This window comes from Dietzia sp. SYD-A1 (assembly GCF_015356725.1).
Classification (GTDB): domain Bacteria; phylum Actinomycetota; class Actinomycetes; order Mycobacteriales; family Mycobacteriaceae; genus Dietzia.
Window position 1 is genome coordinate 1 of sequence record NZ_JADDKI010000579.1, and the last position, 14389, is coordinate 14389.

Sequence of the window (14389 nt, forward strand, 5' to 3'; positions counted from 1 at the left end):
GGCGAGGACTGGGCGGGCGAGGACTGGGCGGCAGCCTGGGACCGTCCACCGCGGGCGGCGTCGATCATCGCCACCAGATCGCTCTTGCGCTTACCTGACAGCCCCTTGAGGCCCATCTGCTGGGCGAGAGACTTGAGGTCCGCCAGACGCATGGCTGCCAGTGCAGCCCCCTGCGGAGGTGTGGAGTGGGTTTCCGTCGAGGTCACGGGTGTCCTTTCTGGGCCCGGACCGAGTCGGTGTCAACCGCTCCGCGCCGGGCAACTGTCCGGGACGCAGACACGCGTCCCGGGTGGCCGCTGAGGCCTTCCGTGGCGGCGAACTGGCCGGACACGGAGTCGTCTGAGGGGGATGTGCACGAGGTGATTCCTGCCGGGTCGGCTTCATGTTGACCGTCGACGTCGGACGAGACCCACTCACGGGCACGACAATCCCAATTGGCCACGCGCCGTTCGGCCGCTCCCCCCGGGACCGCCTCGCGGACTGCTCACCGCTGGCGGGGTAAGCGTACGGGAGATGTCTCGGGATTCAGGGACGACCGGGCGTCCGTGGCTTCAGAAAAGCATACTACCCGCTGTCCGCCCCACACGCGTCCCCCTCGCGAGTCCCGCCTGGCGTGTCCTCATCCCCACCGGCGGGCGGTAACCTAACAGCCCACTGCGGCCGAGTGGAAGGAGGTCCGATGTTCGGAACGATGCTCGAGACCCCTTTGCTCGTGTCGCGGATCCTCGACCACGCCGCGGAGCGACACTCGAGCTCCACTGTCACCGGTTTCGTCGGCGACATGGTGCCGAGGACCTCCCGGTTCGACGTGATCGCGGCCCGGGCCGCGGCCACTGCGCACGCCCTGACAGATCTCGGTGTGGGTGGCGGCGACGTGGTGGCCGTCCTGTCCGGCAGCCGCCCCGAGGTCATCGAGTCGATGTTCGCGATCCCGTCGATGGGCGCGGCGGTTCTCTCGCTCAACGTCTTCCGATCCCGGTCGTTCCTCCTCGCCGCGCTGCGCGACAACGACGTCTCGGTGCTGCTGGTCGATCCGGAGTTGCTGCCCCGCGCACTCGACGTGATCGACGATCTGGAGCACGCACCCCACCTCGTCGTGTTCGATGACGAGGTTCACGGGGACACCACAGCGCCGTCCGGGGACCGACACGGCGGGCAGCTCCACGCCCTCGAGACGCTCCTCGACGGGCGACCGACCACCTTCCCGTGGCCTGAGCTCGACGAACGCACCGCCGCCGCGCTCGCATACACCTCCGGCACGACGGGCCTGTCGAAAGCGGTGGCGTTCACGCACCGGTCGATCTGGCTTCACTCCATGCAGATGTGCATGGCCGAGAGTGCCGCGCTCCGTAGTGGGGACAGCGTCCTGACGACCGTGCCGATGCACCACGTGCTGTCCTGGGGACTGCCGTACGCGGCCTTCATGACCGGGGCCAGCATCATCACCGCCCGGCCGCGGCCGGGTCAGGCCATGCACTCCGGACGCGAGCTGGCGGAGCTACTGGCCACGTTCAGGCCCAACAAGGTCGCGACGACGCCGGCCTCGCTCCAACGCCTCCTGCGACACCTGGAGAACCACCCGCAGCCACTGGGCCACCTGAGCGAGGTCCTGGTCGGCGGCTCTCCGGTGCCGGAGGCGCTGTTCGACGCCTTCGTCACCCGGCACGGGGTCACCATCATGCAGGCCTACGGCCTCACGGAGTCCAGCCCGATCGCCACCTTCGCCCGCGCCGATCCCCACTCCTCGGCGACCCATCGCCGGGCCCAGATCCTCGGACAGGGCCGGTTTCCCGCCGGGGTCGACGCCCGGATCGTCGAGTCCGGACGAGTCCTTCCGAACGACGGGTGGTCCGTCGGCGAACTCCAGATCAGGGGCCCGTGGGTCACCGCTCGCTATCTGGGCGACGACGCCACCGACCGGTTCGTCGACGGGTGGCTGCGCACCGGGGACATGGCCACCATCTCCCCGCGGGGCTACCTCGACGTGGTCGACCGGGTGGACGACATCATCGCCTCGGGAGGCGAGCTGATCTCCTCGGTGGAACTCGAGCACGCCGTCCTCCGGGACGATCGGGTGGCCGATGCAGCGGTGATCGGGGTGCCGGACGAACGCTGGGGCAACCGCCCTATGGTCCTGGTCCACCTCAAACCCGGCGCGTCGGCCACCGCCCGGGCCCTCTGGGACTCACTCGAGGGCCACGTCGACCTGTGGAAACGACCGGATCACTGGGCTTTCGTCGACGACATCCCGCGCACGTCGGTGGGAAAGTACGACAAGCGGGCCATCCGTTCGCTGCACGCCGAGGGGGCCTATCGGGTCACCACCATCTCGCCCGGCTCCGCCACCTGATCAGGCGTGGGCTGTGCTCACTGCGCGGCGAGTACCCGGGCGCCCTCGGCGATCTCGAGGTCCAGAACCTGCCACCCCCGCGCCTCGGCGTCAGCGCGTAGGTCGGTCGGCAGCGGGCTGGTCCCCAGCACCAGCACGGTGGGTCCTGCTCCGGAGACCGTGGCGGCCAGACCCCGGTCCCTGAGCCGGGCGATCCACTCCGTCGTGCCGACGAGCGCCGGGGCCCGGTAGGACTGGTGCAGTCGGTCCTCGGTCGCGGCGAGCAGGAACTCCGGATGCGAGGCCAGCGCCACCGACATCAGGGCGGCTCTACTGGCGTTGAAGGCCGCATCCTCGTGGGGCACCTTCTCCGGGAGCAGACCGCGCGTCTGAGCCGTCGACGAGGTCTCGGACGGCACCAGCACGGTGGCGACGATCGTCGGGTCCACATCCATACGGACCGCCCGGTAGGTCACCGCGGTCGCCGACCTCTCGGTCCACGAGACCACCACCCCACCGAGGACGCTGGCCGCGGCGTTGTCGGGATGTCCCTCGAACTCGCTCGCCAGCTGCACCAGGTGCTCGTCGGTCAACACCTGACCCATCAGCCCGTTCGCCGCGACCAATCCCCCCACCGCCGCCGACGCGGAGGAACCGAGACCCCGGGAGTGCGGGATCGCGTTGGTACAGGAGATCCTGACCCCGGGCGCGCCCGTGCCACCGGCACGCAGACCGGCTTCCACCGCCTTGGCGACGAGGTGTGAGGCGTCTGCAGGGACCTGCCCCGCCCCCTCCCCCGAGACCTCGAGTTCCAGGCCCGAGGCGATCGTCGTCACCGTGATGGTGTCGTACAGGCCCAGCGCCACACCGAGGGCGTCGAATCCCGGCCCGAGGTTGGCGCTGGAGGCGGGCACCTCGACGGTGACCGAGCGGCCGACCGGCAGGATGCGTCCCCCGGAGCTGCCGAAGACCTCCGGGCCAGCGCCGCTCACGGCGCTCATTCCAGTCCGAGGGCGCCGGCGACGGCGGAGGGATCCACCGGGATGGCCTCCACCTCCGGCATACCCAACAGGGCGGTGTCCGGATCCTTGAGCCCGTTGCCGGTGACGGTGCAGACGATCGTCTGCCCGGGCTCGAGCTCCCCGTTGGCGTGGGCGTCGAGCAGACCCGCGACCGACGCCGCGGAGGCGGGCTCCACGTACACGCCGTCCTTACCCGCGACGGTGCGGTAGGCCTCGAGAATCTGCTCGTCGGTGCGCTTACGGAACGTGCCACCGGACTGGTCGCGGGCGGCGACGGCGCCGTCCCAGGACGCCGGCGCGCCGATGCGGATGGCGGTGGCGATGGTCTCGGGGTTCTCGACCGGCGCGCCGTCCACCAGCGGCGCCGCACCGGCAGCCTGCACCCCCATCATCCGGGGGCGGGTCGAGATGATGCCGTCCGCGTGGTACTCGCTGTATCCCTTCCAGTACGCCGTGATGTTGCCCGCGTTACCGACAGGCAGGAAGTGCAGGTCGGGAGCCCGCCCGAGCACGTCGACGATCTCGAACGCGGCGGTCTTCTGGCCCTCGATCCGCACGGGGTTGACCGAGTTGACCAGGCCGATCTCCGCGTAGGTCGCGGTGGTCTTGCGGGCCAGTTCCAGGCAGTCGTCGAAGTTGCCGTCGACCTGGATGATCGTGGCCCCGTGCATGACGGCCTGCGCCAGCTTCCCGGCCGCGATCTTGCCCTGCGGGATGAGCACCGCGCAGCTCATCCCGGCTCTGGTCGCATAGGCGGCGGCCGAGGCGGACGTGTTGCCGGTCGAGGCGCACAGCACCGCCTTCTGACCGCGCGCCCTGGCGTCGGTGACGGCCATCGTCATCCCGCGGTCCTTGAACGAGCCCGTCGGGTTGAGGCCCTCCACCTTGAGGTACACCTCGCACCCGGTCACCCCGGAGAGGTAGGGGGCCGGCAGGAGCGGGGTCCCGCCCTCGAAGAGCGTCACCGTCTCCCAGGTGTCTCCGATCGGGAGCCGGTCGCGGTAGGCCTCGATGAGACCGGGCCAGCGGTGGTGAACTGGCTGATGGGTGCTGCTCATTCTGTGTCCACTCCCTCGAGTCGGATGACGCTGGTGATGACCGAGACCGCGTCCTGGTCTGAGAGCGCTGCCACCGTGTCCGCGAGCGCGCGCTCCGAGGCTCGGTGGGTCAGGACGGTGAGCTCCGCGGTGGGCTCGGCATCGTCCAGCTCGGACTCGGGGAACTCGACCTCGGTCTGCCGGACCTGGGCGATGGACACCCCGTGGCGCGAGAACTCGGCGGCGACCAGAGCCAGGACGCCGGGCTTGTCGGCCACACGCATCCGTACGTGATAGCGGGTGGAGACCTCGTCCATCGACGCCACCGGCAGCGCCGCGTACGTCGACTCCCCCGGCGCCCGGCCCGCGTCGACCTTGTTCCGGGCCGCGGCGACCATGTCCCCGAGGACGGCGGACGCGGTCGGGGATCCACCGGCACCCTGCCCGTAGAACATGAGCCGACCTGCCGCCTCCGCCTCGACCACGACTGCGTTGAAGGCGCCGTTGACGGTGGCGAGCGGATGGCTGTCGGGCAGCAGCGCCGGGTAGACGCGCGCCGAGACGGCCTCGCTGCCGTCCTCCCGCTGCAGCTTCTCGCAGATCGCCAGGAGTTTGATCGTGCAGTCCATGTCGCGGGCCGACGCGAAATCGTCGGGCGTGATCCGGGAGATGCCCTCCCGGTAGACGTCGCCCGCCGTGACGCGGCTGTGGAACGCGATCGAGGCCAGGATCGCGGCCTTGGCCGCCGCGTCGTATCCCTCGACGTCCGCCGTGGGGTCGGCCTCCGCGTATCCGAGCCGGGAGGCCTCGGCGAGGGTCTCGGCGTAGTCGGCGCCCGTGGACCCCATCGCGGAGAGGATGTAGTTGGTCGTCCCGTTGACGATCCCGAGGACCCGCTGGACCTGGTCACCCGCCATGGAACGCCGCAGAGGCCCGATCACCGGGATCGCGCCGGCCACGGCCGCCTCGAAGTACAGGTCGGAGCGGGTCGAGTCCGCCGCCTCCGCCAGTTCGTCGGTGTACTCGGCGAGCAGGGCCTTGTTGGCGGTGACCACGGCCTTGCCGTTCCCGAGCGCCTCCAGCAGCAGGGGACGCGGTACGTCGATACCGCCCATCAGTTCCACGACGACGTCGACGTCGTCCCGCGAGACGAGCGAGGACGGATCCGCCGTCAGCAGCTCGGGGTCGATCCCGCGGTCGCGGGACAGGTCGCGCACCGCGACACCCCGCAGGACGAGCGGAGCCCCGATCCGGGAGGCGAGCGCCTCCGCGTTCTCCGTCATGTAGCGGATGACCTCGGTACCGACGGTGCCCATTCCGAGCACAGCCACCCCCACGGGTCGCACGCCTGACGCCGTTGCGTCGCTCACTGTCCCACCTCCAGGCTCGTCAGATCGTCCAGGGTTTCACGCCGGAGCACCAGGCGTGCCCGTCCGTCACGGACCGCGACCACAGCGGGCCGGCCGATCAGGTTGTACCGACTGGACATCGAATAGCAGTAGGCGCCGGTCGCCGCGACGGCCACCAGATCCCCTGCCCCGGTGTCCTCTGGCATCCACAGGTCGCGGACCACCACGTCACCGCTCTCGCAGTGTTTGCCCACGAGTCTGGCCACGACGGGGGCGGCGGTCGACGCGCGGCCCACCAGGCGGGCGTCGTACTCGGCGTCGTAGAGCGCGGTCCGGATGTTGTCGCTCATCCCGCCGTCGACGCTGATGTACCGACGTCTCTCCCCGCCGGCGAGGTCGACGTCCTTGACCACGCCGACCTCGTACAGGGTGACCGTGCCGGGTCCGGCGATCGCGCGGCCGGGTTCGACGACCAACGTGGGGGGCGCGAGCCCGACGTCCGCCGAGAACCCGTCGACGATCTCCCTCAGTGCGGTGGCCAGGTGCGCCACCGGGGGCGGGTCGTCGGTCGGGACGTAGCTGATGCCCAGGCCGCCACCCAGGTCGAGATGATCGAGCTGGGCCGTGCGTTCGGCCCCGAACTCGTCGACGATGTCGCGCAGGAGCCCGATCACGCGACGCGCGGCGAGTTCGAAGCCGTCGACGTCGAAGATCTGGGAGCCGATGTGGCTGTGGAGTCCGGTGAGCCGGATGTGCGGTGCGTCGAACACCCCGCGGACGGCGGCCATGGCCGCGCCGCCCGCGAGCGAGAACCCGAACTTCTGGTCCTCGTGCGCGGTGGCGATGAACTCGTGGGTATGCGCCTCGACGCCCACCGTCACCCGGATGAAGACGTCCTGGACCACCCCCTCCTCGGCGGCGATGCGATCCAGGAGCGCGATCTCGGACATCGAGTCGAGGACGACGTGCCCGACCCCGCTGCGGACGGCGAGCCGCAGTTCGTCGGCGGACTTGTTGTTGCCGTGCACCGTGATCCGGGCGGGCGGGAAGTCGGCGCGCAGGGCCACCGCGAGCTCGCCACCCGAGGCGACGTCGAGGCTCAGTCCCTCCTCCGCCACCCAGCGCGCCACCTCGGTACAGAGGAACGCCTTGGACGCGTAATGGACCCGGTCCGCGCCACCGAAGGCCTCCGCCATCTCGCGGCACCGGGAGCGGAAATCGTCCTCGTCGATCACGAACAACGGGGTCCCGTACTCGGCCGCCAGGTCATCCGCGGCCACCCCGGCGAACTCCACCACACCGTCGTCGCGTCGACCCGCGCCGCGCGGCCAGACCGCCGGGTCCAGGGCCATGACCCGCCCCGCGTCGGTGGGACGCTCCCCGATACCGGGCGCGTGCGGGAACTCGTGTCGGGACCCGGCCGGGTGCGCGCTCACATCTTCTCCGGGGCGGTGACGCCGATCAGCCGCAGGCCGTTGGCCAGGGTCTGCCGGGTGGCCGTGCTGAGCGCGAGCCGGGCGGCGTGGAGCGGGCCGGGCTCCTCGTCACCCATCGGCAGGACACGACACGTGTCGTAGAAGCGGTGGTAGGCACCCGCGAGCTCCTCCAGATACCTGGCGACCCTGTGCGGCTCCCGCAGTTCGGCGGCACTCGCCACGACCCTGGGGAACTCACCGATGGTCCTGATGAGGGCACCCTCGCGGTCCTCGACCAGGAGCGCGAGGTCGGCCGCGTCGGTCGTGACCCCCAGGTCGGCCGCGTTCCGGGCCAGGGAGCACAGGCGGGCGTGCGCGTATTGGACGTAGAAGACCGGGTTGTCGTTGGTCGCCGACGCCCACAGTTGCAGATCGATGTCCATGGTCTGGTCCACCGAGGAGCGGATGAGCGCGTACCGCGCGGCATCGACGCCGATCGCCTCCACCAGGTCGTCGAGCGTGATCACCGTCCCCGCGCGCTTGCTCATCTTGACCGGGACACCGTCCCGTACGAGGCTGACCATCTGACCGATGAGGACCTCGATCGCCGCGGGATCGTCGCCGAGCGCCGCCGCCGCTGCCTTGAGCCGTGCGATGTACCCGTGGTGGTCGGCGCCGAGCATGTAGATGCACAGGTCGAACCCGCGGTCCCGCTTGTCGAGGAAGTACGCGATATCGCCGGCGATGTAGGCCGCGTTGCCGTCGGACTTGAGGACCACGCGGTCCTTGTCGTCACCGAAGTCCGTGGAGCGGAGCCACCAGGCGCCCTCGGACTCGTACAGGTTGCCGTTGCCCTTGAGCACCTCGATCGCCCGGTCCACGGCACCGGAGGTGAACATGGAGTTCTCGTGGGTGTAGACGTCGAAGACCGTGCCGAACTCGGCGAGCGAGGCCTTGATGTGCGTGAACATCAGGTCGACACCGGTAGCCCGGAAGGTCTCCAGGGCCTCGTCCTCCGGCTGCTGGAGCACGTCCGGGTGGTCGGCGACCACGCGCGCGGCGATGTCCTCGATGTACGCACCCGCGTACCCGTCCTCCGGCGTCGCGTCGCCGCGGGCGGCGGCGAGCAGTGACCGGCTGAACCGGTCGATCTGGGCACCGTGATCGTTGAAGTAGTACTCGCGCGTCACCTGCGCGCCGGACGCCTCGAGGACGCGCCCGAGGGCGTCACCGACCGCCGCCCACCGCGTGCCGCCCAGGTGGATGGGGCCGGTCGGGTTCGCCGAGACGAACTCGAGGTTCACCCGGCGGCCGGCCATCGCCTCGCCGGTGCCGTACGACTCACCCTGCTCGATGACCGAGGCCACGAGCGCCCCCTGGGCTCCGGAGTCGAGGCGGATGTTGAGGAATCCGGGACCGGCGATCTCCGCCGACGCCACGCCGGGATCCGCGGCGAGCGCGGTGGCGATCTCCTGGGCCAGCTCCCGCGGCGCGGCGCCGACCTTCTTCGCCAACTGCAGTGCGACGTTGGTCGCGTAGTCACCGTGGTCCGGATTGCGCGGACGTTCGACGGTCACCGTGTCCGGCACCACCGAGATGTCGGCTCCGCGCTCGGAGAGAACGGTCAGTAGCGCGGCACGGATGACGGCGGCGAGGTCGGCAGGAGTCACGTCTTCCTATCCTAGGTGTCAGCACGTCGGCAGTGGAATCGGACACCGGCTGGTGCCCGGGCGGCCGACACTCGCGGTACCGATACGGGGCCGATGCGGGCCAGGGAGCACCCCGGTGCTACGATCGGTCTCGCTGTTCAGCAGGGCGGTTCGATGGAGTCGCCCGGTGGTCAGCCTCCGGCCCCGTGGGGCCGGTATCCCGCCCTCGTAGCTCAGGGGATAGAGCGTTGGTTTCCGGTACCAAAGGTCAGAGGTTCGATTCCTCTCGGGGGCACCACGACAGCGGGGCCCGGGCATATCAGCCCGGGCCCCGCTGTCTGTTCGAACCGGCGTCCACCGGCTACCCGATCGGCGGGGTCGGCGTAGCCTGCTCAGCGGGGCAGGGTGATCCCGTCGACCTCACCGATGCGTGCGACCACCCGCTCGAAGATGCCGGTCAGTGTGCCGATCTCGTCCTTCGTGAGAACGTCGATGAGAAGCTCCCGGACCTTCTCCACGTGCATCGGGGCCACCCGGGCGATCGCCTCCGCTCCGGCGGCGGTCAGGGTGACGATCGTGCCCCGGCCGTCCTCGGCGCATTCGCCCTTGGCGACCAGTCCCCGGGCTTCCATCCGCCGGACCTGATGTGACACGCGGCTGCGATCCCACCCCAGAGCAGCTCCCAGGTCCCGGGCGCGCAGACCCCGCCCGTCCGCCTCGCTGAGACTGACCAACACCGCGTAGTCGGACTGGGACATCGACGCGTCGCGCTGGAGCTGGCGTTCGATCGCGAGGTCGAGCAACTGATTGACTTCCCTGTACCGGCGCCACATGCACTGCTCTTCGTCGGTCAACCAGCGTGTCTCGCTCATGGGGCTATTACAGCACGACCACCCACCGCCCGGACCTGCAGCCACCGGTCCAGCGTCGGCCGAAGTTCACCGCTCTCACTCGGTGGCCGATCCCGCCCCCCGCATCACGTGGGTACGCGCGCCACCGACACCCGCGAATCGTGAGCGGTCGCAGGTGAGGACGATGACCTGAGAGGTCGACGCCGCCGCGGCGATGACCGCTCCCATCGTGAGGCGCCGGGACGGATCCGTGTAACCCATGGTGTCATCGAGAAACACCGGGACTCCGTTGTCTCCGACGAGCCGGGCGCAGGCGATCCGCACGATCACCGCCAGCTGCTCCCTGGCCCCACCTGACAGGGAGTCGTAATCCACGGAGACGTCCCCGATCCTCCGACTGAGAATGGTGAGGTCCTCCCCCAGCCGAACGTCGAAATCGGGCCCGTAGACAAGTCGACCGAGCTCGACCACCGCGCGGTGGAACGGCTCCTGGTATGCCCGGAGCGCCTCGGACCGACGCCGTTCGAGGGTTCGGTGGAGGAGGTCGGCCGCGCGCGCCCTGCGCCACAACGCGGCGTTCTCCCTCTCCGCGGCGTCGACCTCACGCTCGGCCACCGCGACGTCTCCGAGCCGCCCCTGGTCACTGATGGCGTTGACCCGACCGAGCGCGGTGGCCACCGCCGACGCACTCTCCCGTTCCTCAGCGACGAGCGCGGCCAGCGAGGCCCGTGCGTTGTCGAGGAGTTCCGGGGGTGCCTCGGCGAGAGCCTCGTCCAACCGTGCTCGCGCCTCCCGCGCGGCCTCGCGTCGGGCATCCGCCTCCTGTCCGGTCCTGTCCGTGTCGGCTTCGAGATCGTCGTCGGGCGTGACGGCCCGCGCGGCGGCGAGTGCCTCCTCGGAATCCCGGAGCCGCTCCGCCGCCTCCGCGGCCAACGCACCCCGGGTGGCGAGATCGGTCCTCAGGGTCTGGGCCTCAGCAGCCGCGGACCGGTCCTCCGCGCGACACCTGCTCAGTTCCTCCTCCGCCGTTGCCGCCTCCGCGACCGGATCCGGTGAACCGCCGTCGCCCGGTTCACCGGCGCCTGTGGGGCCGTCGGTCGAGTCCGCAGGCGCATCCTCATGAGACGCCACCGCCGCGGCGAGGGCCTCCCGACGTCGGGCCAGGTCTTCGGGGGTGTCCCCGTTGAGCAGGTCGGCCCTGCGTCGCCGGTGCGCCGCGAGGTCGGCCCGGAGTCCCTCGGCCCGTCGTTCGCGCGTCTCCGCCTCGGCGAGCGAAGCGCAGCCACAATCGAGCAGTAACTCTTCGAGGCGGGCCCTGGCCGTCGACTCCGCGCGGCGGACGGCGTCGGTGTCCCCGGCGGGGACGACGGTCAGCGACACCGTTCCCACCCGGAACACGGTGTCCTCGACGATCTCGCGCTCCCAGCCCACGGACGCATCGATCGTCTCCTCGCCGATGCGGGCCGTCCCCTCGCCGGCAACTGTCACCGTCGGGGCGCTGGCCGCGCTCCGGACCACGGCTTCGCGTAAGGATGCCTCCGCGGCGCGGATCCGGTCGACGGTGCCGCCGGGGAGGTCGATGGCCGCGAGCTCTGCCTCGGTAGCGGCGAGCTCCCGCCCGACAGAACCGAGGGTCTCGAGAAGAGAATCGAGGCCCGACAGGTCCGCGCGACGCCGAGCCTGCTCGCGAGCGTCCCGATCCGCGTCGGCCAGTCTGCGAGCTCTGGTGACCCGTTCCTCGGCCGCCTCCAGGGCAGCTCGCGCCTCGCTCGCCCTGCTCTCGGCCGGCTCCAGTCGCCGCGCCGCATCCTCGGTGGCATCGCGCAGCTCGGTTTCCCGGATCACCGCCTCCCCGCGGAGCGCGATGAGGCTCGCGCGCTCCCGCTGGAGCCGGGTCGCCGCATCGTACGCGGCCGCGGCGCGGTCGACCTCGGCCTCCGCAGCTCTCAGTGCCTCCCGTAACCGGTCCACCGACCGTCCCGACTCCTCCAATCGCGCCACCTCCAGCTCGACGGCCTCGAGGGAGGAACGACGGCTGGCGTGGACGGCCGAGTGGTGGGCGTGTTCGGTCACCGCGGCATCGAGCTCGGCCAGTCTCGCCCTGGCCTCGGCCAGGGCGGACCGTGCGTCAGTGAGCCTGGTCTCGGACCGCGCGAGGTCACCGGTCGGTTCTCCCCGTCGCGCCGTGAGATAGCGGTGACGCTCCTCGGCGACCCGCGTGAGCAGGGTGTCGTCGCCGGTGGGATCGGCGCCACCGGCTGCGGTGTCCAGGGCTCGCCTCAGCGACTCCATCCCCTTGCCCGCCTCCACCTGGCCGATGGGTTCGTCCTGGGCGATGCGGAGAGCCCTCCACAGAGACCTGTCGACCCTGCGGTCGAGGACGTCCCGCACGTAGTCGTGGGCGTCGTCGCCCGTCAGTGCCACCTTCGCCGACTCGGGGAACTCGAGCGTGGTGCGCTTTCCGCGGACGAACTCCTTGCGGTACCGCATCCGCTCGCGGTCCACGGTGAATTCCGCCTCCACCACCACCGGAACGTCACGGCCCACCGGGCTGGCCGCCTTGATCTCCGCCCGCCCGGAGGACGCCTTGTGTTCGAGGAGCATCTCCAGCGCGTCCATGAGGCTCGTCTTCCCGGACTCGTTGGGGCCCTCGATCACGAACACACCGCGAGGGGGCACCTGCACCTCCTCCCGGGCCACCCCACGGAAGTCCTCGACACGGAGTCGGTGCAGGATCATCGGTTGCCTCCGTCCACGAGCCGGTGGAGCAGACTGAGAGCGTTGCCCGCGTCCTCGGAGTCCGATCCGTCCGAAGCCGCCAACCCCACGAGGTCCTGCACGGCACGCTCGGCGTAACCGTCGACCATCCCGGCAAAGTCCGAGTCGTCGGCGCGGACCACGAGATGCGTGAGCCGCTCCCGCAGGTAGGCCGCCGCGAACAATTCCGCCCACGTCTCCAGGAGATCGTCGATCCTGGCGCGCAGGGCCACGTCCACGGTCCCGGTGAGACCCAGTTTGAGGACCGTCCTGGGTTTGTCCCGTACGGCCTCGATGCCCTCGGCGAGCGCGTCGAGGTCCGAGTCGGTCTCGATTTCCGCGGTGATCGCGAGAAACGACCATCGCCCGGTCCGCACCGGTGTGACCAGGCAACTGCCCGTGCCACCGGTCGACCCCTCCGCCCCGAGCTCGACGAGGAGTGCATGACCGGACGCCTTCTCCACATCATCGAAGGCCGTGGTCTCCGGGCTGCCCGGGTACCAGATCCGGTCGCCTGCCCCCACACGGGTGACGGAATGCCTGTCGCCGAGCGCCACGTAGTCGACCAGACCCGACCCGACGGCGGCCTCGAGGTCCGCGACGCGGATGGCCTCGACGGACGGTGAGTCTCCGCCGTAGACCTCATCGGTACCGCCGTGTGCGACGAGCACTCTCAGGTTGTCCGTCGGTTCGAGGTCGCCGAGAAGAGCGGGAAGCCGGGCGGGATCCGGGCGTTTCGAGGTCCACGGGACCCCCACCACCTCGATTCCGGGACGCACCTCGACGGGGTCGGAGTCGCAGAGGACGGTGACGGCCCCGCCCTCCACCGCCGATGAGAAGTCCCGACACCGCAGGACCGAGGAGACGTCGAGCGGGTCGTGGTTTCCGGGAAGGATCAGCACCGGCACGGGGAAGGCGGCGAGAACCTCCGCGGCACGGAGCACGATCGAGCGGGGGACCGCGTTGTCCTCGAACGCGTCACCGGCGACGACGACGAACTCGGCGCCGTGCTCGACGGCCAGATCCCCCAGCGACGCCACCGCGGCGAGACGGTCCGCGGTGTACACCGCCTGCGACTCCGTACCGAGAAATCGCCGGGTCATCCCCAACTGCCAGTCCGCCGAATGAAGGAATCGGATCATGCCGCCGCCCCGTCGCCTGTCCATGGCCGCATCGTAGGTCGACGCTCCGACACGGTCTCCTCGGGATGCACCCCGGGTGCGCCGATCACGGGTACCGGTACCGGGTGAAGGCATCGAGGAAGTCCTCGAGGTCGGCCACCACACGCAACTGCTCGAGCGGGTCCCCGGTCGCCGCGGCGGCGAGTCTCCTGGTGACCGGCGCGTCGAGCAGGTCCTCGAGACCTGCCGGGGCCGGTGTGGGAAGCGCGGGGAGCAGCGGATCACGCCCCCACAGGCCGTCCTCCACATCGAACGCGATCGTGCCGGAGTCCCCCTCGGCGTGCCCTCCCAGCACCGCGCCGACCGCCTCGGCGCTCAGTCCCCGGAGTGCGAACATCACCTCGGGTGTGGCGTCCCACCACTCCACCAGGACGTGGGCGGCGGACAGGACATGCCGGCAGGGGCCGGGTTGCACCGGACAGCGGCACGTGAACCGGGTGGCACCGTGGACCGCCGGGAGCAGCAGGAACCCGACGGTGTCGGAGAACTCACCGGCGAGCGCGCGCAGAACTCCCCCGTCCTCGCCCCGGAGCGCCACCCGCAACGCCTCGGTGTCCGTGGTGTCGAGCGGGGAGAACTCGAACTCCACCGTGAACGGGTCCGCTTGGCTTCCGTCGACGTCGCATCGCACGATCCGGCCCGAGTGCTCGAGCGAGAGCACCCGTCCCTCGCGCGCATCCCTGCGGCCGAGGGACACCTCGCCGCGGGTCGCACCGGACTCGATGTCCGAGGACCACCGGCGACTCCACATGTGCGTCCCGAACGCGCCGGCCCTCGACCTGGTGGGGATGCCCACCCC

Annotated in this window: 11 protein-coding genes and 1 tRNA gene; 2 read left to right on the plus strand and 10 right to left on the minus strand. The window is 70.6% G+C overall.

Annotation, left to right across the window (positions count from 1 at the left end):
* The coding region (locus tag IY392_RS17175) for a Rho termination factor N-terminal domain-containing protein (RefSeq protein ID WP_194861894.1) at positions 1-206 on the minus strand (206 nt) is incomplete at its 3' end.
* A 473-nt stretch (positions 207-679) separates the two neighbouring features.
* Between IY392_RS17175 and IY392_RS17180 the strand changes: the two genes are divergently transcribed.
* Positions 680-2350, plus strand: coding sequence for an AMP-binding protein (locus IY392_RS17180; protein WP_107756724.1), 1671 nt, complete (start codon positions 680-682; stop codon positions 2348-2350).
* Between the two features lie 17 nt (positions 2351-2367).
* Here IY392_RS17180 and thrB read toward each other — a convergent pair whose 3' ends face one another.
* From thrB to argS, 5 genes are read right to left on the minus strand one after another with little or no spacing between them, the layout of a single operon-like run.
* Complete coding sequence (thrB, locus tag IY392_RS17185) at positions 2368-3330, minus strand: homoserine kinase (protein WP_194861895.1); 963 nt, start codon at positions 3328-3330, stop codon at positions 2368-2370.
* Complete coding sequence (gene thrC / locus IY392_RS17190; RefSeq protein WP_194861896.1) at positions 3327-4409, minus strand: threonine synthase; 1083 nt, start codon at positions 4407-4409, stop codon at positions 3327-3329. The genes thrB and thrC overlap by 4 nt, the downstream gene beginning before the upstream one ends.
* Positions 4406-5758 carry a homoserine dehydrogenase gene (locus tag IY392_RS17195; RefSeq protein ID WP_107756727.1) on the minus strand — a complete coding sequence of 451 codons (1353 nt, stop codon included), beginning with the start codon at positions 5756-5758 and terminating at the stop codon, positions 4406-4408. Before IY392_RS17195 ends, thrC begins: the two co-directional genes overlap by 4 nt.
* Positions 5755-7173: a diaminopimelate decarboxylase gene (gene lysA / locus IY392_RS17200; protein ID WP_107756728.1), complete on the minus strand. Its 1419-nt coding sequence runs from the start codon at positions 7171-7173 to the stop codon at positions 5755-5757. The genes IY392_RS17195 and lysA overlap by 4 nt, the downstream gene beginning before the upstream one ends.
* Complete coding sequence (gene argS / locus IY392_RS17205; protein ID WP_107756729.1) at positions 7170-8822, minus strand: arginine--tRNA ligase; 1653 nt, start codon at positions 8820-8822, stop codon at positions 7170-7172. The genes lysA and argS overlap by 4 nt, the downstream gene beginning before the upstream one ends.
* 201 nt (positions 8823-9023) lie before the next feature.
* Between argS and IY392_RS17210 the strand changes: the two genes are divergently transcribed.
* Positions 9024-9099: transfer RNA gene (locus IY392_RS17210), tRNA-Arg, on the plus strand.
* A 94-nt stretch (positions 9100-9193) separates the two neighbouring features.
* Here IY392_RS17210 and IY392_RS17215 read toward each other — a convergent pair.
* From IY392_RS17215 to IY392_RS17230, 4 genes are all read right to left on the minus strand, one after another.
* A complete protein-coding gene (locus tag IY392_RS17215) occupies positions 9194-9673 on the minus strand; it encodes a MarR family winged helix-turn-helix transcriptional regulator (protein WP_107756730.1) in 480 nt (159 codons plus the stop codon).
* A 75-nt stretch (positions 9674-9748) separates the two neighbouring features.
* Complete coding sequence (locus tag IY392_RS17220) at positions 9749-12391, minus strand: ATP-binding protein (protein WP_194861897.1); 2643 nt, start codon at positions 12389-12391, stop codon at positions 9749-9751.
* Positions 12388-13575 carry a metallophosphoesterase gene (locus tag IY392_RS17225; protein WP_182612815.1) on the minus strand — a complete coding sequence of 396 codons (1188 nt, stop codon included), beginning with the start codon at positions 13573-13575 and terminating at the stop codon, positions 12388-12390. Before IY392_RS17225 ends, IY392_RS17220 begins: the two co-directional genes overlap by 4 nt.
* 61 nt (positions 13576-13636) lie before the next feature.
* Positions 13637-14389, minus strand: a 753-nt coding sequence (locus IY392_RS17230; protein WP_228549573.1) for a hypothetical protein, incomplete at its 5' end; no start/stop codon positions are given.

Coding starts and splice junctions, on each gene's coding strand:
- IY392_RS17180 (WP_107756724.1), top strand. CDS start 680: ATGTTCGGAACGATGCTCGAGACCCCTTTGCTCGTGTCGCGGATCCTC.
- thrB (WP_194861895.1), bottom strand. CDS start 3,330: ATGAGCGCCGTGAGCGGCGCTGGCCCGGAGGTCTTCGGCAGCTCCGGG.
- thrC (WP_194861896.1), bottom strand. CDS start 4,409: ATGAGCAGCACCCATCAGCCAGTTCACCACCGCTGGCCCGGTCTCATC.
- IY392_RS17215 (WP_107756730.1), bottom strand. CDS start 9,673: ATGAGCGAGACACGCTGGTTGACCGACGAAGAGCAGTGCATGTGGCGC.
- IY392_RS17220 (WP_194861897.1), bottom strand. CDS start 12,391: ATGATCCTGCACCGACTCCGTGTCGAGGACTTCCGTGGGGTGGCCCGG.
- IY392_RS17225 (WP_182612815.1), bottom strand. CDS start 13,575: ATGGACAGGCGACGGGGCGGCGGCATGATCCGATTCCTTCATTCGGCG.